The following is a 23170-nucleotide window of genomic DNA, read 5'->3' on the forward strand; positions in this document are numbered from 1 at the left end:
TCTTGTTCAGAATTGAAAACCTTTTACGGGTTAACCAAATCCGTTTGGTACCAATATGTTCCGTCGCAGAGGAACGTAACAGCGCCGTATTTCCCTAACGTAAACTGCGAAAACGGGCCAGCGATATTGCTCATCCCCACAAAAAATGTAATCTGATGCGTATCGCTCCGGTTGATTATCGTAACCCGCTGTCCTTTTTTCCCTCCGTTTAATGCCGATATACTCTTATCGCCACTCAAATCCGCAAGAATTAGGCTCTTTCCGCTTACGTCTATCGAGGCCAAATCTCCAATAACTTTATTCTCGGGTGTATGGACCAACGCACCCGACGAGCTTACATCTCCTGCGACATCGACCCCAGTGGCAACCAAACTACCCGAAACGTCCAAGTCAGCGTTTGGCGAGCTTTTCCCCAAGCCGACCTTACCGGTACTACTTACGGTCAAATATTCGCTTTCTCCAATTTCAAAAGCCAATCGCCCGGTTCCGTCTCCGTCCTTGTCGGCTCCCAAGGTTGTTGAGCCCGTATTCGCCACCGAACTCGTTACGCCCAAAAGCCCACTCAACGACGATCCGTCACCTACAAAACTGTTTGCTTTTACAGCTCCGCCCACATGAAGCGCTTCATCTGGAATCTCAACTCCCAACCCCACTTTTCCGGACATTACCCTAAAAGCGTTTGTAGGCGCAGAGGCCATCAATTTGAAAGGCGTGGCATTTAAATCCTCATCAAGAACAGCGAAATAGGATTGACCATTCTCGGCGATATCGTTAAAAACCATTTCCCAGTCATTCTTTGGAAATGATGCCGATTGGCTCGTGTCCTCGAAGCGCACTCTCAGTATTGTATCGGCCAGCACCATTTTGTTTTCGCCAAAATCCATTCCCGCCGAGACTCCGCTACCCACCGCCAATCTTTTTTTCAGAATAGCGTCATCCACCCACATGGCGCCGTGGCCTTCTTGTAGGGGGGCGAATCCACCATGAAAATCGCCGTCGCCCATTCCGAAAAGCTTTTCCGTTCCAGTATTGTCAACATATCTGAAATGCCCGCTACCAAGCGGATCGTAATACAGAATACCCGGTGTCATAGCGGAAGGGAGTCCATCGTACAAAACCGCTCCTTTTACCCTCATTCCGGCATGTGAGTTTATATCCGTCTCGGGTACGTTCACATTCACTCCCACTCTTCCGGAATAAAGCTCCTGGTTTTTCTTGGCCCACAAAATGCGGAAAGCTTTTCCAGCATCATCTCCAATCCCCGGAAAGCCAGTTTTTGCGCTATTATCAGCCGCTTGGGCTTTCAGTCCGTCCAGATCCACCGCTTGGGTTAGCCCCAAACGCCCCAATGTCGCCGTTTGCTCTGTGGTTATCGTTTGCGGAGCGCCTTCCAACGAGGAATATTTACCGTCGAACAACACGGGCAAGTTTGACAACGCGCCATACTCACCGTTAAAGTACGATTCGGGCCGATTCGACAAATCGGAATATTCGCCACTAAACAGGCTCGGAAGGTTCGACAGCTTCGCGTAATCCCCGTGAAATAATTCGGGAAGGTTCGACAGTCTCGAATAACTTCCGTCAAACAGCGCCGGAAGGTTAAGCAAATCCGAGTAATCGCCGTTAAACAGCGTCGGAAGATTCGACAGTTCCGAATACTCGCCGTCAAACAAACCGGGAAGATTATCTAAGCTTTGGTATTCACCGTCAAAATCGCCCGCTACATTCTTATCCCAATCCTCAAATTCCGGTTTTCCCGAAAGGGCTTCATAATCCAGCGATTCCGCCTCGCCGGCGATTTCCGCTCCCATAGCGTACGGCACGCTCAAAAGCTGGCTATGCCCGAGAGACTCGCCGTTTACGCTTACTTTCAGGAAGTACCGTTGCCCATTCCATTCTATTTTGGGCAACATGGTTTTCGACCCGATCTCAACATTCAAGATCCCCGCCCGGGTAGTCGTAATCGAATGTTCCTCCTCGAACAGAACCGTTCCGTCGGGCGTATTTCTGGCTATCTCAAATTTGAGATCCACCCGTTCTTCCCTCAGCGCCTTGCCCGACGCGTCACGCAAGAGCGCTTGGAAATTCAGCTTATTCTGAGCGTTCAGCCCACCGACAAACGCAAGCAGACAAACGATCAATACTGTAAATTTTCTCATATCGATCATTGTTTGACTCCTACGCAATACCAATGTGTCCCGTCAAACACAAAACGGGCGTTGGAACCGAATGTCTCCAAATTGATATCCGCTCCGCCCGCTATCCGGATCTTTTGGGTTCCGTTGGTTCCTTCATGCTTAATAAGGACTTTCAATCCGTTACCCGTATTCATCACTGTCACTTCCTGTCCCGTTTTTCCATTGGCAAACCCGGAGAGCGTCAAAACATTCGCCGCACCATTCCCCGAAGCGTTGAAGTTTATCACCTTCTTTCCGGATACGTCGTAATTTTGAGACGCTCCGGCACCCGACTGTTCATTGATAAAGCCCATGATTAATGATCCGCCAACAACCAAATCGCCACTCACCTCCACTTCGTCGAACTTACCTTTTCCGTTGACTTCCAACGCCTCCGACGGCGAGGAAACCCCGACACCAAGTTTACCGGCGTTCGTCAACACCATGCGGGTTTGCCCTTTGGTCCTGAACGCGATTTCTCCTACCGAATTATTGTCCGAATCGGCCTCGATTACCGTATTGCCGTCATTGGAAACTCCGCCCGTGGCGCCAGTCAAACCTGTCAGGCCAGATCCGTCACCTACAAAAGTCGTGGCTTTCATCGTTCCGGCCACTTCCAGTTTATGGGACGGGACATCGGTTCCCACGCCCACATTTCCGCTGGCGCCAACATAAAAAGACTTGTCCGGAGCGCCAGCCATAATTCTGAACGGCGTAGTTCCACTGGTCATATCCATCACCGCAAAATAGGAATCGCCTCCGTTTTGGCTGGAATTTGCCTCGATTTGCCAATCGTTAGCGGGCATTGTTCCGTTCGGATCGTCCGCATCGTCAAACATTATCCGCAGGTTATTTTCCTTCAACATCAGGGTAGAATAACCGAAATCCTGACCACTCGCCATATCGTTGCCCACTCCTATACTTTGGGTAACAACCAGATCATGATGAAGCATTATGTCTTGGTTTTGATAAGAGAAAAGCGATCCCGAATAAGTGACATTTCCGGCATTGACTTCCACAGCCGCACTGTTATTATCGTAATATTTGAAAGCTCCAGAGCCTGACGGGTCATAAAAAAGCATACCCGGCGCCGGCGTAGCGGGAATGCCTTCGTAACGTACGGCTCCACCCACTTTCATCACCGCTCCGCCAAAGTCCGCTCCTTCCGGGACGTTAACGCCAACTTTACCGGCGTTATAATACAGGTTCCCGTCCTTGACATTCCAAATTTTCGTACCCGCTTCCAGTACTTTGCCCGGCTCGGTACCAAAACCCGGAAACGACGCCTTCGCACTGTTTGTGGCCACGTCCGCTTCCAATTGGTCCAAGTTCACCGTGTTGGTAACGTTAATCCTGCCCAACTTCTCCGCCTGCGCAGTACTGATCGTAACGGGCGCGCCTTCCAACGAAGCGTATTTCCCGTCAAACAACACCGGCTTATTCGCTAGGCTATTATAGTCACCGTCGAACAGCGTAGGCTTGTTTTTCAAGCTTTGGTAATCGCCGTCAAATAGCGTCGGCTTATTGGCTAGGCTTTCGTAATTGCCATCAAACAACGTGGGCTTATTGGCCAAGCTGTTATAGTCGCCGTCAAAAAGCGTAGGCTTGTTTTTCAGACTCTGGTAATCACCGTCAAACAACTCCGGTTTGTTCTTCAGGCTGGCATAGTTGCCGTCAAAAAGTGTCGGTTTATTCTTTAAACTATGGTAGTCGCCGTCAAAATCATCCGACGCGTCTTTGTCCCAACCCGTAAAGTCCGGAAGGTTTTTAAGCTTTTCGTAATCGGCAGTCTCCGCCGTTTTCGCCTTTTGGGCGTAAGCCGCAAACGGGACGCTCAACACTTGGCTGGTTCCCAACACTCTGTCGCCTACGGATATTTTCACGAAATGGGAAACCGCTCCCCAATCCACCACCGACAAGTCCGAAACGGAACCGACATCGACCTGAACCAAACCCTGTCCGTCGGTTTCCAACTCATGGTTTTCCACAAACACCGTAGCCCCTTGGGAACTTCCCGACAGGATCTCCACCCTCAGGCTAAGCGTTTTGTTTTTCATTACGGAACCATCCGTATCCCTAACCACCGTCTGGTAGCTAAACTTTTGAGGGCTTTGCGCATATACCGACACGGCAAAGGCCATCAAACACAGTAAAAGTGTAAATCTCTTTATCATTTCGGCTATTTTTTAATCAAACGAATGGTCTTAACTGTTTCGCCCTCCTGCCGTAAGCGCAGAAAATAAACTCCCGACGCAAAGGGCTCAAGACTAAGCTTGGTCTCAGGTTCCGATAAATCCCCTTCCAGCACCGCCTTGCCTTGCGAATCGGAAACGGAAACATTCCACTTCCCCCGCTTCATCGATTCTTCCGACAATTCCACGGTCACATAATCCGCCACCGGATTGGGGTACGCCCGCAATACCTGGCCTACAACAGGCTTCCCGACCGACAACACCACGTACGACTCCCCTTGATGCACGCCTTGGGTCAGGATCATTCCGTCTCCGACATCGAACGTCTTCGTCAACGTCTCTCCCACCGACCACGACATCTGGTACGATTTGGACACCCCTTTTCCTCCAGAAACCCCTACAAGCTCGGCCCTTCGAAGTTCTTGTCCCGAGACACTAACGGAAATCGTCACAAACAGCAAAACTACGGCTAACACCTTCATGTCTTTTACCTTGAAATATTATGATTGTTTCCACCAAATAAGCACTCGAACATGCAAATGCATACTATGTTATGATAAAAATACCATAACTCAAATACACAAAGCCTATTATTCCCTGTTATGTTTCTGACAAAAAACGAGAAACACATGAGTAAGTCCGAATGGAAACTAAGAGGCCGATGGAGATTTGAAGAGGACTTTCATTACGGCTTGGCCAAAGGTATCCTGATCCTCCACCAAAAGAAAAACCACGTACACGGCACTCTTACCCTTACGGAATTCCCCCTTGACGGTCCGCCTTTCAAAATAGAGGAGACTGTAGAGGGCAAAATAGACGGCGATATGCTAAAGCTCCGCGGAACGGCTTACAAGGTACTACAAGCCGACGGCGAACTCATCTACGAACTTGACGCTTGGAACGGCCATATCACGGACAAGAAGCTCATCGTAGGGTCAGGCAAAGGAGGCAAACGTATTAACACTGTCTTCACATTGCGCAAAGTCCCGGACTGAAGCCATTTGATCTTGCCCGGATAAGTTGTAACTTTGGCCTGACAAAACTGCGCCCGAACACCAACGGGACAAGCATTTCCGGATTCGGAACCCGGCTTTCCCAAATGTTTTTAACCGCTATTCACCGCAACTTTTCGGAATGAAAAAGGAAACGAAAAAAATCTTGGTAACCGGAGGCGCCGGCTACATTGGCTCTCATACCGCTGTTGAGCTTATCGAAAAAGGATACGATGTAGTGCTCGTTGACGACCTCTCGAATTCCCATCTCAATTCGCTCAAAGGCATCGAAAACATCACCGGCGTAAAGCCGACTTTCGAGCGCTTCGACCTTTGCGACGCTGACCGCCTTGAGGAATTCTTCAGCCGCCACCACGACGTGGACGCCATCATCCACTTCGCCGCTTCAAAAGCCGTGGGCGAGTCGGTGGAGAAACCGCTGAAGTACTACACTAACAACATAGCGCCGCTCACCAACCTGCTGGCGGCCATGAAGCGCTACGACATCCCGAACTTCGTGTTCTCGTCGTCGTGCACCGTTTACGGCGAGCCGGACACGTTGCCCGTTACGGAGCAGTCGCCGATCAAACCGGCCATCTCGCCTTACGGCAACACCAAGCAGATAGGAGAAGAGATCCTCAGTGACACTTCATACTCCGACGAGTTCTACAACACCATCGCGTTGCGTTACTTCAACCCGATCGGGGCGCACGCTTCCGCCGAAATCGGCGAACTTCCGCTTGGCGTACCCGCCAACCTCGTTCCGTTCATCACGCAAACGGCTATCGGCATCCGCGAATGCCTCAGCGTATTCGGTGACGACTACGGAACGCCTGACGGCTCATGCATCCGCGACTACATCCACGTAGTGGACTTGGCCAAAGCGCACGTAATCGCCGTTGAGCGCCTTATCGCCGGCAACAACAAGAAAGGCTTCGAAGTATTCAACTTGGGTACGGGCACGGGCACTTCGGTATTGGAGGCCATCAAGTCTTTCGAAAAAGTAAGCGGGCAGTCGCTCAACTACAAGATCGTTCCGCGTCGCGAGGGCGATATCGAGAAAGTATACGCCGACACAACCTTCGCCAATGACGAGCTCGGGTGGAAATCCGAAAAAGACCTTGACGAGATGATGGCTTCGGCTTGGAAATGGGAACTCCGCCTCAAAGAGGAAAGGGAGAAAACGACACCGCAAGAAGCCTAGCAAAAGGGCTTGCAACAAATTAAGGACGGAAGCATGGACAACGGCAACGATTACCGAACAGCTCCACGCGCTTCCGCTCCGATGACAATCCGGATCCACTTTCCTTTGCGGGGAAGTGGATCTTTTCTTTTAAGGCCACGACTTCCGGTCCCAGCCTTGCTTAACTATTCAAAAGAATCGGGGGCTAAGCAAAAACTTTTTCCCGCAGGCATGTTCTAAACAAGGAAGACTAACTCACGGCTTCACATTATCATTTCATGGAAATCCGTTTTGATATTCACTACCGCACTGTTTGGGGCCAGCGCCCCGGCATTATGGGTTCGCTCAAACAACTAGGCTCTAACAACCCGGCCAAAGCTCCGATGATGAATACCGTCGACGGGGAAAATTGGTACCTCATCATTGAAGTGCCCGAAAAAGACGCCCATTCGTTCACTTACAAATACTTCATTCACAACGAAGACAACAACTCCTTCCTTTGGGAATGGGGCGATGACCGGGCTGTGGGCAAACACGCCAAATCCTCAAAGAGTCTCTGCCTAAACGATTTTTGGAGAGCGACCCAGCGAGAAGAAAACGCTCTGTACACTTCCGCCTTCAAAAACATACTGCTCAAGCGGGACCTTCCGGCCATTGACACAAAAAAGAACGGCAAGACGCCTAAAAAGCTTTCCCGTTTGCGTTTTCAGATCTGCGTACCCCACGTGTCCAGAAAATACGATCTCTGTATTATCGGGAGCGCCTCGGCCCTCGGCGCCTGGGACGAGTCGAAAGCGATCCTGATGGACGGCAAGAACCATCCATTCTGGCACACGGACATCGTGCTGGGCGAAAAAGACTTTCTGGAACCTACCAGCTACAAATACGGCATTTACGATAAGGCCACTGGCGAAATAGTGGAATGGGAAACCGGCGCCGACCGGCGGATAGACCTTTCGGGCCTTCCACAACTGGCGGAATCGCTAACCGTCCGCACCGACGAGGCTTTCCGCTTCCCGAACGGCAATTGGCGGGGCACGGGCGTAGTTATTCCCGTTTTCTCGCTCCGTTCCAACCAAAGCTTGGGCATCGGCGAATTCCTCGACCTGAAGCCTATGGCAGATTGGGCGAAGAATACCGGCCTCAATATGATCCAGATCTTGCCCGTCAACGACACTACGGCGCATCATAGCTGGCTGGACTCTTATCCATATTCGGCCATATCCGTTTTCGCTTTGAATCCCGTTTACCTCAACTTGGAGGCATTGGGCAAAAGCAAGGACAAAAAAGCCAGCGCCGTTCTTTTAAAGAAAAAAGAAGAGCTGAACAAGCTGGAACATGTCGATTACGGGGAAGTAATAAAAATCAAGGAGCAATATATCCGCTCCATGTTTTTGGAAAATAAAGCTGGCTTTTTGCGTAGCAAAGCCTTCAAGCTCTTCTTCGCCGAAAACGAACACTGGATCAAGCGCTACGCCGCCTTCTGCTATCTCCGGGATTTGTACAAAACCCCGGATTTCACGCAGTGGAAAGAATTCTCCACTTTCTCCGAAAAGAAACTCGAAGGTCTGTGCGATCCCAAAAGTCCGCACTACGATGAGATAGCGTTACACTATTTCACCCAATTCCACCTGCACAAACAATTGCTCGAAGCCTCGGACTACGCCCGCTCAAAAGGCGTGATCCTCAAAGGCGATATTCCTATCGGGATTTACCGCCATAGCGTGGACGCTTGGGTAGCTCCCGAACTTTATAACATGAACGCCCAAGCCGGCGCTCCGCCAGACGCTTTCGCAGCACAAGGCCAAAACTGGGGTTTTCCCACCTACAATTGGGAGACAATGGCCAAAGATGGCTACGCTTGGTGGACCGACCGCCTAAAGCAACTCTCGAAATACTTCGACGCCTTCCGGATCGACCATATTCTCGGCTTCTTCCGCATCTGGGAGATCCCTTACGACTCCGTAGAAGGATTACTCGGCCATTTCAACCCAGCTACTCCCATTTCTCAACAGGAAATTACTGACAGGGGAATCCCGTTCGATTATAACCGCTACTGCAAGCCTTATATCAGGGAACATATGCTTCACGACATCTTCGGTGACGAAGCCGAATACGTAAAGCACGAATTCCTAAACGAATACGATCCCGGTTACTTCGAACTCAAACCCCGCTTCGATACTCAACGCAAGGTAGAGGCGTTCCTAGCCTCTGACCAGAAAATGCCAAAGGAGATGAAAAGCAAGCGGGAATTCCTCCGGGCCGGGCTGTACAGGCTTATTTCGGAGGTGATCTTCATTCCGTCGCCGTCCAAAGACGAAGGAGAGGGCTATCATCCGCGCGTCACGTTCCACGACACTTATTCCTTCCGCGAACTTGACGATTGGATCCGCCACCGCCTCGACGAGCTTTATATTGATTACTTCTACAGAAGACAGGAAGGGCTCTGGCAAAAACAGGCCATGGTCAAGCTCCCGGCGGTCAAAGACGCCACCAAGATGCTTATCTGTGGCGAGGACCTCGGGATGGTCCCGGCATCCGTACCCAACGTTATGTCGGAGCTCGGTATACTCGGCCTAAATATTCAACGGATGCCAAAAGACCCTTCGCAAGAATTCTTTTATCCAAACGAGGCTCCGTATCTCTCTGTAGTATCACCCTCGTCACACGACATGTCAACCATTCGCGGTTGGTGGGAAGAGGAACGGGACACGGCTCTCAGGTTCTACCACAACGTACTCGGCAAATCCGACGAGGCTCCATACATCTGCGAGCCCGGCTTGGTTGAAGAGGTCATCGCCCAACACCTGTTCTCCCCCGCTATGTGGGCAGTTTTCCCGTTGCAAGACCTGATGGGAATGGACGCACACATCCGCAGGGAAGATCCGCACGAGGAACAGATCAACATCCCGAGCAATCCGAAACACTACTGGCGCTACCGCATGCATCTCAGTTTGGAAGAACTTCAAGACGAAGTCTCCTTCAACAACAGATTGCGCAGTATGATCGAAAAATCAGGACGATTGCACGACGACTGAATTCAGTAACTCATCATAAATCCACGGCGTCCGGAATATAAATTCCAGACGCCGTTGTTTTTTCCTCAAATTAAAATCTTTGTTCGGCTCAGACATCTAGCCTTGTCGTTCCCTGACATCGAGTGATGTCTAAGTCCGACATCTAGCTTTGTCGACACTCAACATCTAGGGATGTCAGCCTTCGACATCTAGCTTCGCGCATTCTAGACAAACCCAGAACACGTTTTCCCCCTACCGATATCAAAGCCCCGAATTGGCCGTAGCCGGAATATTTTTTAGCTTCGCGACAGAAAAAACGGATTTTTCACCGCGTTGATTTTCACATGACTAAGATAATGGATTACGCCCGCGAGGTTTTCGAGATCGAAGCCAAATCCATCGCCGACCTTACCGGGCTGTTGACGGAAGATTTCGAACGTGCCGTAGAGGCCACGCTCGAAGCGAAGGGAAAACTGATTGTGTCCGGCATGGGCAAGTCCGGAATCATCGGAAAGAAAATCGCCGCCACGCTGGCCAGCACCGGCACGCCGAGCTTCTTTATGCATCCCGGCGAAGCCTTTCACGGCGACTTGGGCATGGTTGCGCCCGACGATATCGTGTTGCTGATTTCCAATTCGGGAGAAACGGACGAAATGCTCAAGATTGTCCCGTTCTTCAAGGACAGCGGCAACAAGACCATCGCCATGACTGGCAAACCGGAATCGCGCTTGGCACGCCACTCCGATTTCCACCTCAACATCGCCGTGGAAAAAGAGGCTTGTCCGCTCTCTCTCGCCCCCACTTCCTCAACCACCGCCACCCTCGCCATGGGCGACGCTTTGGCGGTCGCGCTGATGAAAGTACGGAACTTCAGGGAAGAGAATTTCGCGCGCTTCCACCCCGGCGGAAGCCTCGGCAGGCGCCTGCTCACCAAAGTTTCCGACCTTATGCGCTCGGAAAACCTTCCCGTGTTGGCCCCCGACGCCACCGCCATGGAAATCATCCAACGCATTTCCAAAGGAAGGCTCGGCCTGGTCATAATTGAGGACAAGGGGAAAGTAACCGGGATCATCACCGACGGCGACGTCCGGCGGGCTATGGAAAACCTTGAGGAAGGGTTTTTCCGCCTCAAAGCCTCGGAAATCATGTCGAAAAAGCCGAAACACATCGAAGCCGACGCTCGTGTGACGGAGGCGGAAGAATTGATGACCCAATACAAAATCAACTCTTTGCTCGTTACTCACGAGGAACGTCTGCTTGGCGTTATCCAGATTTACGACCTGAACATCTGATCCTACGCGATCCCAACATACAGACTTTATGTCGAACAAAACCGTAGTTGTCATCCCCGCGCGCCTGCTTTCGAGCCGTTTGCCTCGCAAAGTGATCCTCGATTTGGCCGGAAAACCCGTAGTGCAATGGGTTTACGAAAAAGCCATGAGAGCCCAGGGGGTTGACGCCGTATACATAGCCACCGACAGCGAGGAAGTGGCGCAAGTTTGCCGGGAATTCACGGACAACGTAATCATGACCCGCGCCGACCACCAGTCCGGCACCGACCGCATAGCGGAAGCCGCCGAGCATATCGACGCCGACGTGGTAATCAACGTACAGGGCGACGAGCCGTTGATCGATCCGGAAATCATATCCGAACTGGCCAACAGCTTCGAAGGCTCCGACCAATCGATGGGAAGCGTAATGACGCCTCTCCACGACGCCCACGAGGTACTCAACCCAAATGTGGTAAAAGTGGTCACGGACCGAAACGGCTATGCGCTCTATTTTTCCCGCTCGCCGATTCCCTACGCCCGCGACGCCTTCGAAACGCTCCGCGAGGGCGTAATCCCCGAAGGGTTCCAATACCACAAGCATTTGGGCATTTACGGCTACCGCAAGGATTTCCTTTTGGATTATAACAAAATGGAACCCACCAGCCTGGAAACGTCCGAGAAGCTGGAACAGCTCCGCGCACTGCAAAACGGCCACCGCATCCGCATGATCGAAACCGACTACGACTGCGTAGGCATCGACACGGCGGAAGACTTGGAGAAGGCCCGCAAACTGGCGCTGGAAACCGATAACTTCGCCACAGAAAACAGGTAATAAACCCCACACCAATCAATATGACATCGCAAGAACTTTTCGATAAAATCAAGCAAGGCAGATTCCTTATCTCAGGACCATGCGTGATCGAAAACGAAGACATGATCCTTCACTTGGCTGAGAAAGTATCCAAAATCGCCGACAAACACGGCTGGACTTACATCTTCAAAGCCTCTTTTGACAAAGCCAACCGCACCTCGATCAGCTCGTACCGCGGACCGGGCATGGAAGAAGGGCTTCGTATTTTGGCCAAAGTAAAAAGCGAATTCGGTTTGCCGCTTTGTACGGACATCCACGAGACTTACCAAGCAGAGCCGGTGGGCGAAGTTGTGGATATTCTTCAGATTCCGGCTTTCCTCTGCCGTCAAACCGACCTTCTAGTAGCGGCAGCTAAGACTGACCGTATCATCAACATCAAGAAAGGCCAGTTCCTTTCGGGCAAAGACATGCAATACCCGGCCCAGAAGGTAATCGACGCTGGAAACGACAAAGTGATGCTCACCGAGCGCGGCAATATGATGGGCTACGGCGATTTGGTTGTGGACGTCCGCAACTTGGTCGATATGCGCGCCTTCGGCCACCCTGTGGTTATGGACGTGACGCATTCCACCCAAAAGCCCGGCGGCTTGGCCGGCAAAAGTGGCGGGAACCGCGAATACGCCCCGTATATCGCCAAAATGGCCGCTTCGGCCGGCGTTGACGGTTTCTTCTTCGAAGTGCACGAAAACCCGGAGGAAGCGCTCTCAGACGGCCCTAACATGATCCAGCCGGAAAACTTGGACACACTCCTTACGGATATTGACAGAATTCTCGGGTAACGCCCGTTCGACTCATATTAAGAGCCGGCTCTTACAAAGAGCCGGCTTTTTTGTTGCCGAAAAAAACCAAGAACCTTACGTTATGTTATTACCCCATAAGTACACTCGGTAAATGGACAAAGACTTCGGTTATTCGGGGTAGATTCCCACAATCCAAAACAGTCTCTTTACGCTTTACCATTTACTCTGTACTCCATTAGGTCGGGAAGGAAAGACGATGCAGGGATTTATCTACAAAAGCAACGTGCGCAAGCGCGACGCCATTCTGAAAGGTTTGGCCAAAAAGAAAAAGAAGAAACGCGCCGGCGCCAACGCCGAAGCCGACATCGATGACAAACGGCCGGAAGCGGAGGTACAAAAGGAGTGGATCGAGATGATGGAAAACGGCCAAATGGACGATCCGCTAACAAGTGAGGAAAACGAAGACGAGGCCCGGGAGGAAGAACCAACCGAGCTGACATCGCCTCAGGAACTTGCCGATCTGGCACCGAAGAAAAAAGACGAGGAAAAGGAAACCTCTCCGAAAACCGACGAAGCCAAACCCACGGAAAAGGATCCGGAAGAGGACGAAGAACTCAGCGACCCCGACAAACTCCCAAAACTAAAAGAGCGGGAACAACCCACACAAAGCTCCGACAGCGCCCCGAGACGTATGGGAAAGGCCGAATTCGATTATTGGCTTTTGGTCCAAACCAAAGCGGTGGAATATAAAGAAAGGATGGAAGCCGTAATGGAAAACGGCGGAACGGATATTTTCTCGCCCACATTCGGCGTATCGGAGCGTTACCGCCAGCGGGTGGACAGGACCAAAGAAGATCTGCATAACGACATTATGAGGCAACTAAGAGCGGAATTTCCGCAATCGGTAGACGAGGAGAACTACCCGTACCTCGATTGGGAATTCAGAAGAGGATTAGCCGTAAGCTTGGAAGGAAGGTTGGCCGCAAGCCCGAACAGCGAGAAGGTTTTCCGTCTGTATTTTTCCTGAAATGGTATGAAGTATTAGGTATTTGGTCTGAGGTAAAAAAACTACTTGGTACCTAAGACTTAATACTGGATACCTAAGACCAAAACCCCACAAACAAAAAAAGTCGCTCTAAAAGCGACTTTTTGCACGGGTGGTAGGACTCGAACCCACAACCAATGGTTTTGGAGACCACTACTCTACCAATTGAGCTACACCCGTGTATGAGCCCCCAGTCGGATTCGAACCAACGACCTACTGATTACAAGTCAGTTGCTCTGGCCAGCTGAGCTATGGAGGCATTATGCGTTTTGATTTCTTTTCGGAAACTTGCCGGTAAGTGGAGCCCCCAGTCGGATTCGAACCAACGACCTACTGATTACAAGTCAGTTGCTCTGGCCAACTGAGCTATGGAGGCATAAGGCAAAGTTTCGCACGAACAGCCGTAGGGAATGTTCCCTGAGCCCCCAGTCGGATTCGAACCAACGACCTACTGATTACAAGTCAGTTGCTCTGGCCAGCTGAGCTATGGAGGCATTAAACGGCTATTCTCATGACGAGTGCCGGAGTAAGGCAAATCACACCTTGAGCCCCCAGTCGGATTCGAACCAACGACCTACTGATTACAAGTCAGTTGCTCTGGCCAGCTGAGCTATGGAGGCATTTTCCAGCGGTTTCGTCAGAAACCATACGCTATTATTTCAAGTGCACGGGTGGTAGGACTCGAACCCACAACCAATGGTTTTGGAGACCACTACTCTACCAATTGAGCTACACCCGTGTGTGTCTCAGACGCCCTTTGCGCCTGTCCTTCTCAGAAGGGACTGCAAATATAGAAGGATATTTTTTACCGATCAAAATGTTAACCGAAAAAAATACGCCCTCCCGTATCATAGGGGGCGTATTTACAAGGCTCGCAAACACTTACAGACCTTAGTTTTTTTCTTCAAAGGTTTCTTTTTGGCATCGGACACCACTTTCTTAATCGACGGATACGTACCCTTGAGCGCGCGCTTCAGCGCTTTTCCGCTTTTCCATTCCACCCTCTCGATTCCTTCCTCAACCTGTGGCGTCATCTTTTCGTCGGAGAGCAAATGCATGTGGTACCAGTGCGTACATTTCAGTATGCGTTTGCCGTTACGTGAGTAAGTATGCCAGGTTTTGCAGATCGGCGCGCCCAGCGTCACTTCCACTCCGCATTCCTCCTCCACTTCCCGTACGGCGCCTACCGCCGGGGATTCGTCTCCCTCAAGTTTCCCCTTAGGCAGATCCCAACGTCCAAGGCGATAAATCAAAAGACTCTCTCCGGCTTCGTTACTTACTAAGCCTCCAGCCGCTTCTATGACGGTGAAAAGTTCCTTAAGATGCTTCTTGAAAGCTTTCTTCTCCCGGGTCGTGACAGTCACCGATTTCAGCTTCTCAAAGCCTCCCAAACGGAGCTCAGCCACTATATAGTCGATAAAATTCTTATGCACATCCAGAAACAACACGTTTCCTTCCGCCTCGTCCGGTCTTAGGCGGGCCTCGTCGCCACGCCCTACCCAGCCGTATTTTTCAGTAGGAAAATCACCCCTATGCTTCTTGATCCGCAACGGGACGTCATTCACAAACACGATCATAATCTCCTGCCAGTTTTTTCGATAAATTTAGTTCATTTGGCCGACATTCCTAGCTAAATTCGCAATATGGAATGGCAAAACGATAACACCGAAGCGGCCAAACACATCGCCGCCAAACTCTTGGAAATCCAAGCGATTAAACTCAACCCCGACAACCCTTTTACTTGGAGTTCCGGATGGAAATCCCCCATTTACTGCGACAACCGCCTTTCCCTTTCGCATCCCGCTATCCGCACTTACATTAAGAAAGCCCTCGCCGAAGCCGTGAGCAAGCGCTTTCCGGACGCGGACGTGATTGCCGGAGTGGCCACCGCCGGAGTGCCTCAGGGCGCACTCGTCGCTGATCTTCTGGATTTGCCATACGTATACGTACGCTCCAAGCCTAAAGGCCACGGAATGGGCAACCAGATTGAAGGAGAACTGGCCAAAGGGGCCAAAGTTGTCCTTATCGAAGACTTAATCTCGACAGGCGGAAGCTCGCTCAAGGCCGGAGAAGCCGTACGCGAAGCCGGAGCCGAGGTAATCGGACTAGCGTCTATCTTCACTTACGGATTCGCTCTGGCCGACGAGAACTTCGAAAACGCCAAAGTGCCCTACGTATGCCTGTCCGACTACAACACCATGCTGGAAGTGGCCTTGGAAATGAACTACGTCTCTGCCAAGGACATGGACATCCTGAAAGCTTGGCGCCTCGACCCTGCCGTATGGGGAAAATAACCGCGCCAAAGCGCTGAGAAATTTACCGGGCGACATTTTCCATTATACAACGGAACGTGTCGCTTTTTTTATTTTTTCAACCAAACCGGAACAAACAGCTTTCTTGACAAAAGCATATTGTTTAATATGAATTGTTATTTGCTTATATTTTTCGAAAGACTTATTATTAGTTTTCATTTGAATTATAGTTTTTTAACATCGCCCCGATCCAATGAATGCCTCGAACTTCTTTAGAACCATAAAGGGCCGTATGACCCTGAGTTTTGGTATACTCTTTTCGCTAATCTCGGTTGTAGCCGGAGTGTTTTTCTACGAGGTTTTGCGTGACCACGTCAAAACGAATCTCGAAACCGACATTCTCCCCTATCTTTCCTGGACTCCGAAAGTCCACATGAATAACCACTTACAGTTTTACGAGCGCTCTGTACGTTATGGGTTTTCAGGCAACCAAGAGTTGATCAGCCTGCTAAAGGCCGAAGAAGACAGTGCCGCCATTTTCAACGCGCTCGCTATCATGAGGAAAAACGTGGGGCTCAGTAAAGTGAACCGCATGGGAGTGATCTCCGGAAAGACCGATACGCTTTACAATATCGACAGGCAATCACTAGCCCTTGGCGGAACCGACACCGGCTACTCTTGGTACAATAAGGTAAAGGACAAGAAAAGAAAAAACGCCTGGACTCTGTGGACTGATCCGGGCAACGGACAGGAATATTTCGTTTATACCACCGGCTTGGGCCAAGGCACCGGCGCCGTCGCGTATTTTATGGCGCATGTCAACGAAATCCGGGCTTCCGTGATCGGTCTTGAGCAGGAAGGGCATTACAAGGTCTATATGATCAACGCCAAAGGTGACTTGCTTTGCTACAACAACAGCAGGCTGGACAAAGGCATGCACTCGCTTTCCGAGGTTCCCATTGTGGGGCCGGAGGCGGAAAACATTGTCAAGGCGCTTAACGACAAAAAAGGAGCCCGGCGCATGAGCATCAACACGGCCGAGGGGGAACGGTTCGTTCAGCTGGTTCCGCTCCGGGCCAGCGGAATGGCGTTGGTACTGGAAACGTCCATCGACGAGTCTGTCGATAATATGACAAAGGGCTTTTTCAAAGTGTACGGAATCTATTTCGTTTTGATCATAATCGCCTTGATGGTGATATATCGCGTCAGCGGAAGGTTCTCCAGACAAGCGATAGAGCTTACCGAAGCGGTGGAGGACCTTGGCGAAGGCAACCTGAACAACAGTTTCGACATTAACATTAATCTGGAAGAGCCTACCCGTTTTATAAAAGCCCTCACCAAACTGAACAACAGGCTGAAACGCGCCGCCACTTTCGCCCAATCCGTCGGGAAGGGGGCGCTCGAAAACGAATTCGAAGCCAAGGACGGCGACGAACTAGGCCAAGCACTCATTGGCATGCGCGACTCGCTGAAGGCCGTCAGGCATAAGGAAACGCGCGACCGCAAAATCAGCGAGGACCTTAGTAAACTGGCCGAGATTCTCCGGCAGGCAAACGATCTGAAGGAGATGTCGGACAAGGCGGTGTCGTTTATCGTAAAGGCCGTGGACGGCAACCAAGCGGGCTTGTTTACCAAAGAGACGGACGAGGAAGGCAAAGACTACTTGGAGCTTAGCGCCTGCTACGCTTATGAGAGGCAACGCTTCGAAGACAGACGTGTGGAGGCGGGCGAAGGCCTAACCGGCCAGTGCTTATTGGAGCGTTCCCGAATCATTATGACGGAAGTGCCCGACAAGTACACCAAGATTACCTCGGGCTTGGGCGATTCCACCCCGAGACAACTGGCGCTGTTCCCGCTCAGCGTAAACGAAACGATAGAGGGCGTTCTTGAGATCGCGACTTTCGAGGCGCTGGACGAACATCAGATCGCTTTCCTTGAGAAAGCCGCCGAGGCGATAGCCGCCACGCTCAGCGCCGTCAGGACCAACGAACGTACGCAACAGCTACTGGAAGAGATGAGGGCGCAGGCGCAGGCGCTTAGGGAGAAAGAGGAAATGTCGAGGCAAAACTTCGAGGAACTGAACGCTACGCAAGAGGATTTCGCCAGAAAGGAAAAAGATTACCAAGCCGAAATCAAGCGACTGAAGGCCGAACTGGAAGACGCCGAAGCGTAATTCAAAGTCGCAAGACAGCCAAAGAAAAAGGCCGGCATTCCCGAACAAAACGAACGGGAACGACGGCCTTTTTCTTTTTATCTTATTATGGAAAGAGCCTTAGAGTTTGGCTTGTAGCTCACCGGCCTTCAGCCCTTCGCGGATCTTTTTGTTGGCTTTCTGCCATTTGGCACAGTCCGCTTTCCAGGCTTTAAACATCGCGTCAAGCTCCGCCAGCTTCTCGGGATTTTTCTCGGCTAAGTCGGTCGTTTCCGAGGGGTCGTTTTTCAGATTGTACAGCTCCCACTCTTTTTTGCTGTGGCGCACTATCTTCCAATCCCCTTTGCGGGCGGCGCTTCCGCGAGCCCACTCCCAGAACAACGGCTTCTCGCGCACTTCCCGGTTTTCCGTCAAGGCCGGCATCAGGCTTTCGCCCTGCATCGGCGCCACGGGGTGGCCGTTGTGTGTTTGCGGGTATTTCGCCCCGGTAATTTCCACAAAGGTCGGCATCATGTCCATAAAGTGCCCGGGGTACTTAACAATGTCCCCTTTGCTCTTGATCTTGGCGGGCCAGTGGGCAATCATCGGCGTGCGGATTCCGCCTTCGTGCGAGTAGGTTTTGAAAAAACGGTACGGCGTATTACTCACGTTGGCCCAGTCAGGCCCCAACGAAGTCCAGTTTGTCAACGAGCACGACGGTCCGCTGTCGGTTTCCAGCTCCACAATTTCCGGAGAGCTTCCGTTGTCCGATACGAAGACGATCAGGGTATTATCCAGCTCACCCGCTTCCTCGATCTTAGCCATCAGCTTGCCGATATTCTGGTCAAGCCTGTCGATCATCGCGGAGTAGGTCGCCATCTTCAGATCCTCCTCGTCCTTTTGCTCGTCGGTCATCGAGTCCCAGTCTTTGTAAATGGCTTCGCTCAGCTTAACCTCGGGCCCCACGATGCCGAGCTCACGTTGTTTGGCAAAACGCGCACGGCGAGTCGTCTCGTATCCCTCAAGGTATTTGCCCCGGTACTTGGCCACGTCCTCGGGCCAAGCCTGCAACGGATCGTGGGGGGCCGTATAAGCCATGTAAAGGAAGAAGGGCTTGTCCTCCTTTTTGTACTCCTCAAGCCAATCCAGGGCGTATTTGGTGTAGTAGTCCGTAGAGTAGAAATCGCGCTCGGTGGGCGTGTACGGATAGTATTCCGTAGAGTCCACGCACCAAGAGCGGGTGCGCTTCTGGGCCGGAAGCCCCTCGCCCGGGCGCTGGTTGCCGGGGTTAAAGTGGTTAGTGGCGCCGTCTTTCAGTCCGAAGTACCTGTCGTAGCCCCTCGTAAAGGGGTTTTCCGCCCCATGGTGCTTGCCAGACCACAGCGTCCGGTAGCCCGCCTGCCCCAGCACCTCGCCCATCGTCACGGCGCTGGTGATTGGGTTTTTGTGCGTGCGGTGCTGGCCCGACTGCTGGGCGTACACGCCCGTAATCAGCGCGGCCCTAGAGGGAAAACTCTTCGAAGTGTTGTACATTTGGGTAAAGCGCACTCCGTTTTCGGCCAAACGGTCAAGGTTCGGGGTTTTCACTTCCGACCCGTAGCAACCCAAGTCAGACCAACCCATATCGTCGGCCAAGATCAGCACTATATTCGGCCTGTCATCGGCTTTTTTTCCCGCACATGACCAGGCCGACGCCACAAAGGCTCCGCCCACGGCGATGCTCCGCAGGTATCTTCTAAAAACTTTCATCGCTAAAAATCTCTATGGTTTTCCAAAATATTTCATAAAGCTAAGGATCGAAAATCCAAGTTCGTTTCACTCATGGTTTCAAGCTTGAATTTTCGTCTTGTCCCGCTCCCTATGAATAATGTGTAAAGAACGGTTTACCCTCGGAAGTCCGGCAAAGAGTCTCGAAAAGCCCTTTGCGTTTGACGGTACGTCTCATCGTTTTGGGTTTGCGGTGCCATTCATTTCGATCGTACGTGTCATTGATTTCGTTCTGACGTACCGGCGTTTTCTTTCGTACGTATCATCAATTTTGTTCGCACGTATCATTCTTTTCATTCGTACGTATCAACATTTTCGTTCATACTGATGAATGATTTCGAACATAAGTCCACCGAAAACAAACACTCGCGTCACCTCTCGCGTCCGTACCGCTTGAAATAATCGTCCCCAAAGCCCCCTTCCCGTATAATGACGGCTTTTCGGTACCCATTCCCTCCTTTTTTCGCCTCCGGCAAATATGAACCTAATGGCCTACAGGACCGTCCTTTATCCCGTTTTCGCCTCCGGCAAACGAAAAAGCCCCTCGGCTTCTGGAGGAAAGCGTCGGGGCTTTGAAAAAGAGCGCCCCGTATACGAATGGGACGACACCATAACGGGGACGCTCAGGTCCCGCCTAGCCTTAACGGCGGGATGGGGGTATTTTGAAGACAGAACGCCTTAGCTCAAATGGGCGCCGGGTTAGCTGTTACGCTCGGGCCCCACCACTTTCTGGATAATGCGCTCTTCGCGAGGGCGCAGATCCGTAAGCTCCTCTATCTTTACCGGGCGGTTGCGCTCCACGCTTCGGCGCGCCGCTATGCCTATCAGTATAGACATGGCGCCGTCGCGGGTGCCCGCACAGTGGTTCAACGGGTCCGGGCTGTTCGGATGCTTGAAGATTTTATTCATAATCCGCTTGTCGCCGCCACCGTGGCCGCCTTTCTCTTCCTTGACGTTGATGACCTCGTGCTTCTCAAAGTTGCGGTGCAGTACCAGGGGCTTGTAGTGATGATTGTCCTCGCCCTGCATCATCTCCTGCTTGTGCATATCGGCCTGGCTGATGGCTTCCTTGTTCATAAACGGAATGCCGTGCCACGCCTCAATACGTCCCTTGCGCCCGTTAAAGGCGATACGAACACCCTCGTAAGGCGAGTAGGTGGTGAGGCTGTAATTCGCCACCACGTTGTTCTTGTACTTCACCTGCGCCGACATCTTGTCGTGGATGTTGATCTCCTCACGGAACAGGCAGTTGTCGCGGACATACCCGTCGTAGTGTTCGTTTCTGGTATACAGCTTATCGTAATGCGAACCCGGGGTGATCTCCCAGTGGTACTGGCACTTGTTCTTGTGCGGACAGGTACGGCAATTGTCGCCACGGAACGGACCGTTGTGGCCGTAGTGTTCCAAAGCGCCGTAAGCGTGCACCTCCTCCGGATCGGAGTTCACCCACCAGTTCAGCAAATCGAAGTGGTGCGTAGCCTTGTGTACCCAAAGTCCGCCGCTCATATGCTCCAAACCGTGCCAACGCCTGAAGTACGAGGCGCCGTGGTAGTTGTTCAGCATCCAGTTAAAGTCGATGGACACCAAATCGCCGATCTCGCCGCTCGAGATCAACTCCTTGATCTTGGTGTAGTACGGCGCCCAACGGTAGTTGAACGATACGATCACCTTTTTCTTAGACTTACGCTCGGCCTCGATGATGGCCTGACACTTGTGCTCGTCGGTAGTCATCGGCTTCTCCGTCATCACGTCGATGTCGTTTTCCAAAGCCTTCACGATGTACTCGTCGTGCGTAGCGTCCGTAGTGGCCACCAAGATGAGGTCCGGCTTAGTCTTGCCGATCATCTTGTCAAAGTCCACAAATGTGGGGCAACTCACACCCATATTCTTTTTGGCGTAAGCCAAACGTCCGGGGTTGATGTCGCACAATCCCACAAACTCGATCTCGCCGGGATAGGTCTTCACAAGGTTCTTTCCGAAGAAAGACGAACCCCGCACACCCGTACCCACAAGCGCCACTTTGAGCTTTTCCTTTTTCAATATCATCGCCTCTAACGAGGGGCTCAAAAACGCCCCCGCCGAGGCGAGTCCAATCTTCGATAAAAAAGACCTTCTTGATTCCATGGCAAAAAATTACGTTTTTAATTAATTTACAAAGAGTTAATAGAGACTTGTCCGGGCCTTTTCCTGACCACGACGCTAATGTAGGGCGCCTGCTCGAACTAATACGCTCCGAACACTCGTACCGCCGTAAACGGCGGGGTAAACAGAAAGCGGTTACACCACTGAAAAACAACGACATGAACGACAACCCAAGCTTAGTGGATATCAGCCTAGGCCGCGTAAAACAAAGCCGGCAGTTTTATCGTTCGGCCACCAGCCAAGCCCTTTTGGAGTATTTGGTGAGGGCCAGCGAAAAGGGAGAAACACCCAAAGAACTGCAGATAGCGGTGGAAGTGTTGGGCAAAAAGGTGGACAGCGACAAGGAGCTCAACGTTAGGCCTTACATCAGCAAGACCCGAAAGAAACTGGAAGAGTACTACCAGACGGAAGGTCGCTACGACGAAATGCGCTTCGAACTGCCGAAGGGCAACTACCGCATAGCTTTCCATAAAAAGGAAGAGAGCAAGAAGCCCGGCCGGTTGCTGGCGGGAGCTTTGGCCCTGCTGGGGATAAGCCTGGTCGCCCATCTGTTTTTTATCCTATCCGGCCCAAGCGATGACGGCAAAATAAAGAACCTTCCGATATGGTCAGGCTTTACGAACAGCGACAAGCAAACGGCCATCATCCTCGGCGACCATTACTTCGTGCACGCCAAACTAGAAAACGGCATGAGCGGCACTGTCCGCCTAATAGGCGTAAACGACGACAACAACCTCGCTGAGCTAAACAAGGAACTGGCCGAAAACGGAGAGTTCCTCGCCAAATCCAAAGTGTCGTACGTAAACCGACAAGGCCCCCGCGGACTGTTCAACGTGATGGGGATACTCGGCGGAGGCAACACCGACACCCAGATGCTTTATTCCTCCAAAGTGAAATGGGAAGACATCAAGGACAAAAACGCCATTTTTATCGGCTCGATAAAGACCTTGGCCTTATTCGGAAGCCTAACAAAGCAGCTGGGCTTTTCTTACGAGCACCGTACATTATCGGTAATCGACGGCCAAGATACCGTGAGCTTCAAGAACAGCTCGGGCTCTTACCCACATTCGGAATACGCCGCCACGTTCCATTTCACCACCGAGGACGGACGACGCGTGCTTTTCTTCTTTTGCGACAACGACATAGGCAATATCGGCGCACTAAAGTACTTCACGGACCCGGAAGGGATAAAGGCTTTCGCCAAGGAACACCTGAACGGCGACACGGAGAACTTTATCTCGGTATTTGAGGTGAAGGGCCAAGACCAACAAGACTTCTCCGTAAAGCCATGTTTGGTAAGGGAACTGAAACAGCCGGTAGAGGAACTTTGGCCGTAGAAAAAATACAGATGATAAAGAGATAAAGAAAAAGGGGAGTCGCACTAAGCGAG

The 23170-nt window shown here is 51.6% G+C and carries 18 protein-coding genes and 6 tRNA genes; 11 read left to right on the forward strand and 13 right to left on the reverse strand.

From position 1 onward, the window contains the following. Window positions 1-23: 23 nt before the first annotated feature. Genes AABK39_RS15815 through AABK39_RS15825 form a run of 3 tightly spaced genes read right to left on the reverse strand, consistent with a single transcriptional unit; the run spans window position 24 to window position 4851 of the window. Window positions 24-2159 (reverse strand): hypothetical protein, encoded by a 2136-nt coding sequence (locus AABK39_RS15815; protein ID WP_338392315.1) that lies wholly within the window; start codon window positions 2157-2159, stop codon window positions 24-26. A 5-nt stretch (window positions 2160-2164) separates the two neighbouring features. After that, the gene (locus tag AABK39_RS15820) at window positions 2165-4351 is read right to left on the reverse strand and encodes a hypothetical protein (protein ID WP_338392316.1); all 2187 of its coding nucleotides are present in this window, start codon (window positions 4349-4351) and stop codon (window positions 2165-2167) included. 5 nt (window positions 4352-4356) lie between these two features. Then, the gene (locus tag AABK39_RS15825; protein ID WP_338392317.1) at window positions 4357-4851 is read right to left on the reverse strand and encodes a T9SS type A sorting domain-containing protein; all 495 of its coding nucleotides are present in this window, start codon (window positions 4849-4851) and stop codon (window positions 4357-4359) included. Between the two features lie 147 nt (window positions 4852-4998). On the opposite strand from AABK39_RS15825, the gene AABK39_RS15830 reads away from it, so the two are divergent. The 7 genes from AABK39_RS15830 to AABK39_RS15860 all read left to right on the forward strand — a co-directional run bounded on the left by AABK39_RS15830 (window position 4999) and on the right by AABK39_RS15860 (window position 13470). Beyond that, window positions 4999-5364: a hypothetical protein gene (locus AABK39_RS15830; RefSeq protein ID WP_338392318.1), complete on the forward strand. Its 366-nt coding sequence runs from the start codon at window positions 4999-5001 to the stop codon at window positions 5362-5364. Window positions 5365-5503: 139 nt separating this feature from the next. Then, on the forward strand, window positions 5504-6565 hold the full coding sequence (gene galE, locus AABK39_RS15835) for a UDP-glucose 4-epimerase GalE (RefSeq protein ID WP_338392319.1): 1062 nt from the start codon (window positions 5504-5506) through the stop codon (window positions 6563-6565). A gap of 257 nt (window positions 6566-6822) precedes the next feature. Next, window positions 6823-9582, forward strand: a complete 2760-nt coding sequence (locus tag AABK39_RS15840) for a 4-alpha-glucanotransferase (protein ID WP_338392320.1) — start codon at window positions 6823-6825, stop codon at window positions 9580-9582. Window positions 9583-9905: 323 nt separating this feature from the next. After that, window positions 9906-10853 (forward strand): KpsF/GutQ family sugar-phosphate isomerase, encoded by a 948-nt coding sequence (locus AABK39_RS15845; RefSeq protein ID WP_338392321.1) that lies wholly within the window; start codon window positions 9906-9908, stop codon window positions 10851-10853. Between the two features lie 28 nt (window positions 10854-10881). Continuing rightward, a complete protein-coding gene (kdsB, locus tag AABK39_RS15850) occupies window positions 10882-11664 on the forward strand; it encodes a 3-deoxy-manno-octulosonate cytidylyltransferase (RefSeq protein ID WP_338392322.1) in 783 nt (260 codons plus the stop codon). A 20-nt stretch (window positions 11665-11684) separates the two neighbouring features. After that, the gene (gene kdsA / locus AABK39_RS15855; RefSeq protein ID WP_338392323.1) at window positions 11685-12482 is read left to right on the forward strand and encodes a 3-deoxy-8-phosphooctulonate synthase; all 798 of its coding nucleotides are present in this window, start codon (window positions 11685-11687) and stop codon (window positions 12480-12482) included. A 217-nt stretch (window positions 12483-12699) separates the two neighbouring features. Then, window positions 12700-13470 carry a hypothetical protein gene (locus AABK39_RS15860; RefSeq protein ID WP_338392324.1) on the forward strand — a complete coding sequence of 257 codons (771 nt, stop codon included), beginning with the start codon at window positions 12700-12702 and terminating at the stop codon, window positions 13468-13470. A 125-nt stretch (window positions 13471-13595) separates the two neighbouring features. Here the strand turns inward: AABK39_RS15860 and AABK39_RS15865 are convergent. The 7 genes from AABK39_RS15865 to AABK39_RS15895 form a co-directional block, all read right to left on the reverse strand. Next, window positions 13596-13668: transfer RNA gene (locus AABK39_RS15865), tRNA-Trp, on the reverse strand. Between the two features lie 5 nt (window positions 13669-13673). Beyond that, window positions 13674-13747: transfer RNA gene (locus AABK39_RS15870), tRNA-Thr, on the reverse strand. 40 nt (window positions 13748-13787) lie between these two features. Next, window positions 13788-13864 (reverse strand) — tRNA-Thr (locus tag AABK39_RS15875). Window positions 13865-13908: 44 nt separating this feature from the next. After that, a tRNA-Thr gene (locus AABK39_RS15880) sits at window positions 13909-13982 on the reverse strand. Between the two features lie 52 nt (window positions 13983-14034). Next, window positions 14035-14108, reverse strand: a tRNA-Thr gene (locus AABK39_RS15885). 46 nt (window positions 14109-14154) lie between these two features. Continuing rightward, a tRNA-Trp gene (locus AABK39_RS15890) sits at window positions 14155-14227 on the reverse strand. Window positions 14228-14351: 124 nt separating this feature from the next. Beyond that, window positions 14352-15065 (reverse strand): NUDIX hydrolase, encoded by a 714-nt coding sequence (locus tag AABK39_RS15895; protein WP_338392325.1) that lies wholly within the window; start codon window positions 15063-15065, stop codon window positions 14352-14354. A gap of 66 nt (window positions 15066-15131) precedes the next feature. Between AABK39_RS15895 and pyrE the strand changes: the two genes are divergently transcribed. Then, the gene (gene pyrE, locus AABK39_RS15900) at window positions 15132-15782 is read left to right on the forward strand and encodes an orotate phosphoribosyltransferase (protein ID WP_338392326.1); all 651 of its coding nucleotides are present in this window, start codon (window positions 15132-15134) and stop codon (window positions 15780-15782) included. A gap of 42 nt (window positions 15783-15824) precedes the next feature. Here the strand turns inward: pyrE and AABK39_RS15905 are convergent, their stop codons facing one another. Beyond that, the gene (locus tag AABK39_RS15905; RefSeq protein ID WP_338392327.1) at window positions 15825-15959 is read right to left on the reverse strand and encodes a hypothetical protein; all 135 of its coding nucleotides are present in this window, start codon (window positions 15957-15959) and stop codon (window positions 15825-15827) included. Between the two features lie 73 nt (window positions 15960-16032). On the opposite strand from AABK39_RS15905, the gene AABK39_RS15910 reads away from it, so the two are divergent. Continuing rightward, window positions 16033-17913, forward strand: a complete 1881-nt coding sequence (locus AABK39_RS15910; protein ID WP_338392328.1) for a GAF domain-containing protein — start codon at window positions 16033-16035, stop codon at window positions 17911-17913. Window positions 17914-18012: 99 nt separating this feature from the next. Here AABK39_RS15910 and AABK39_RS15915 read toward each other — a convergent pair whose 3' ends face one another. After that, window positions 18013-19620 (reverse strand): arylsulfatase, encoded by a 1608-nt coding sequence (locus tag AABK39_RS15915; protein WP_338392329.1) that lies wholly within the window; start codon window positions 19618-19620, stop codon window positions 18013-18015. Between the two features lie 505 nt (window positions 19621-20125). On the opposite strand from AABK39_RS15915, the gene AABK39_RS15920 reads away from it, so the two are divergent. Further along, a complete protein-coding gene (locus AABK39_RS15920; RefSeq protein WP_338392330.1) occupies window positions 20126-20320 on the forward strand; it encodes a hypothetical protein in 195 nt (64 codons plus the stop codon). A 17-nt stretch (window positions 20321-20337) separates the two neighbouring features. Here AABK39_RS15920 and AABK39_RS15925 read toward each other — a convergent pair whose 3' ends face one another. Continuing rightward, complete coding sequence (locus AABK39_RS15925; protein ID WP_338392331.1) at window positions 20338-21762, reverse strand: Gfo/Idh/MocA family protein; 1425 nt, start codon at window positions 21760-21762, stop codon at window positions 20338-20340. Between the two features lie 176 nt (window positions 21763-21938). Between AABK39_RS15925 and AABK39_RS15930 the strand changes: the two genes are divergently transcribed. Continuing rightward, on the forward strand, window positions 21939-23117 hold the full coding sequence (locus AABK39_RS15930) for a hypothetical protein (protein ID WP_338392332.1): 1179 nt from the start codon (window positions 21939-21941) through the stop codon (window positions 23115-23117). Window positions 23118-23170: the final 53 nt, after the last annotated feature.

It is taken from the genome of Fulvitalea axinellae (genome assembly GCF_036492835.1).
Taxonomy (GTDB): domain Bacteria; phylum Bacteroidota; class Bacteroidia; order Cytophagales; family Cyclobacteriaceae; genus Fulvitalea; species Fulvitalea axinellae.

Coding starts and splice junctions, on each gene's coding strand:
- AABK39_RS15815 (WP_338392315.1), bottom strand. CDS start 2,159: ATGAGAAAATTTACAGTATTGATCGTTTGTCTGCTTGCGTTTGTCGGT.
- AABK39_RS15820 (WP_338392316.1), bottom strand. CDS start 4,351: ATGATAAAGAGATTTACACTTTTACTGTGTTTGATGGCCTTTGCCGTG.
- AABK39_RS15825 (WP_338392317.1), bottom strand. CDS start 4,851: ATGAAGGTGTTAGCCGTAGTTTTGCTGTTTGTGACGATTTCCGTTAGT.
- AABK39_RS15830 (WP_338392318.1), top strand. CDS start 4,999: ATGAGTAAGTCCGAATGGAAACTAAGAGGCCGATGGAGATTTGAAGAG.
- galE (WP_338392319.1), top strand. CDS start 5,504: ATGAAAAAGGAAACGAAAAAAATCTTGGTAACCGGAGGCGCCGGCTAC.
- AABK39_RS15840 (WP_338392320.1), top strand. CDS start 6,823: ATGGAAATCCGTTTTGATATTCACTACCGCACTGTTTGGGGCCAGCGC.
- AABK39_RS15845 (WP_338392321.1), top strand. CDS start 9,906: ATGACTAAGATAATGGATTACGCCCGCGAGGTTTTCGAGATCGAAGCC.
- kdsB (WP_338392322.1), top strand. CDS start 10,882: ATGTCGAACAAAACCGTAGTTGTCATCCCCGCGCGCCTGCTTTCGAGC.
- kdsA (WP_338392323.1), top strand. CDS start 11,685: ATGACATCGCAAGAACTTTTCGATAAAATCAAGCAAGGCAGATTCCTT.
- AABK39_RS15860 (WP_338392324.1), top strand. CDS start 12,700: ATGCAGGGATTTATCTACAAAAGCAACGTGCGCAAGCGCGACGCCATT.
- AABK39_RS15895 (WP_338392325.1), bottom strand. CDS start 15,065: ATGATCGTGTTTGTGAATGACGTCCCGTTGCGGATCAAGAAGCATAGG.
- pyrE (WP_338392326.1), top strand. CDS start 15,132: ATGGAATGGCAAAACGATAACACCGAAGCGGCCAAACACATCGCCGCC.
- AABK39_RS15905 (WP_338392327.1), bottom strand. CDS start 15,959: ATGAAAACTAATAATAAGTCTTTCGAAAAATATAAGCAAATAACAATT.
- AABK39_RS15910 (WP_338392328.1), top strand. CDS start 16,033: ATGACCCTGAGTTTTGGTATACTCTTTTCGCTAATCTCGGTTGTAGCC.
- AABK39_RS15915 (WP_338392329.1), bottom strand. CDS start 19,620: ATGAAAGTTTTTAGAAGATACCTGCGGAGCATCGCCGTGGGCGGAGCC.
- AABK39_RS15920 (WP_338392330.1), top strand. CDS start 20,126: ATGGCCTACAGGACCGTCCTTTATCCCGTTTTCGCCTCCGGCAAACGA.
- AABK39_RS15925 (WP_338392331.1), bottom strand. CDS start 21,762: ATGGAATCAAGAAGGTCTTTTTTATCGAAGATTGGACTCGCCTCGGCG.
- AABK39_RS15930 (WP_338392332.1), top strand. CDS start 21,939: ATGAACGACAACCCAAGCTTAGTGGATATCAGCCTAGGCCGCGTAAAA.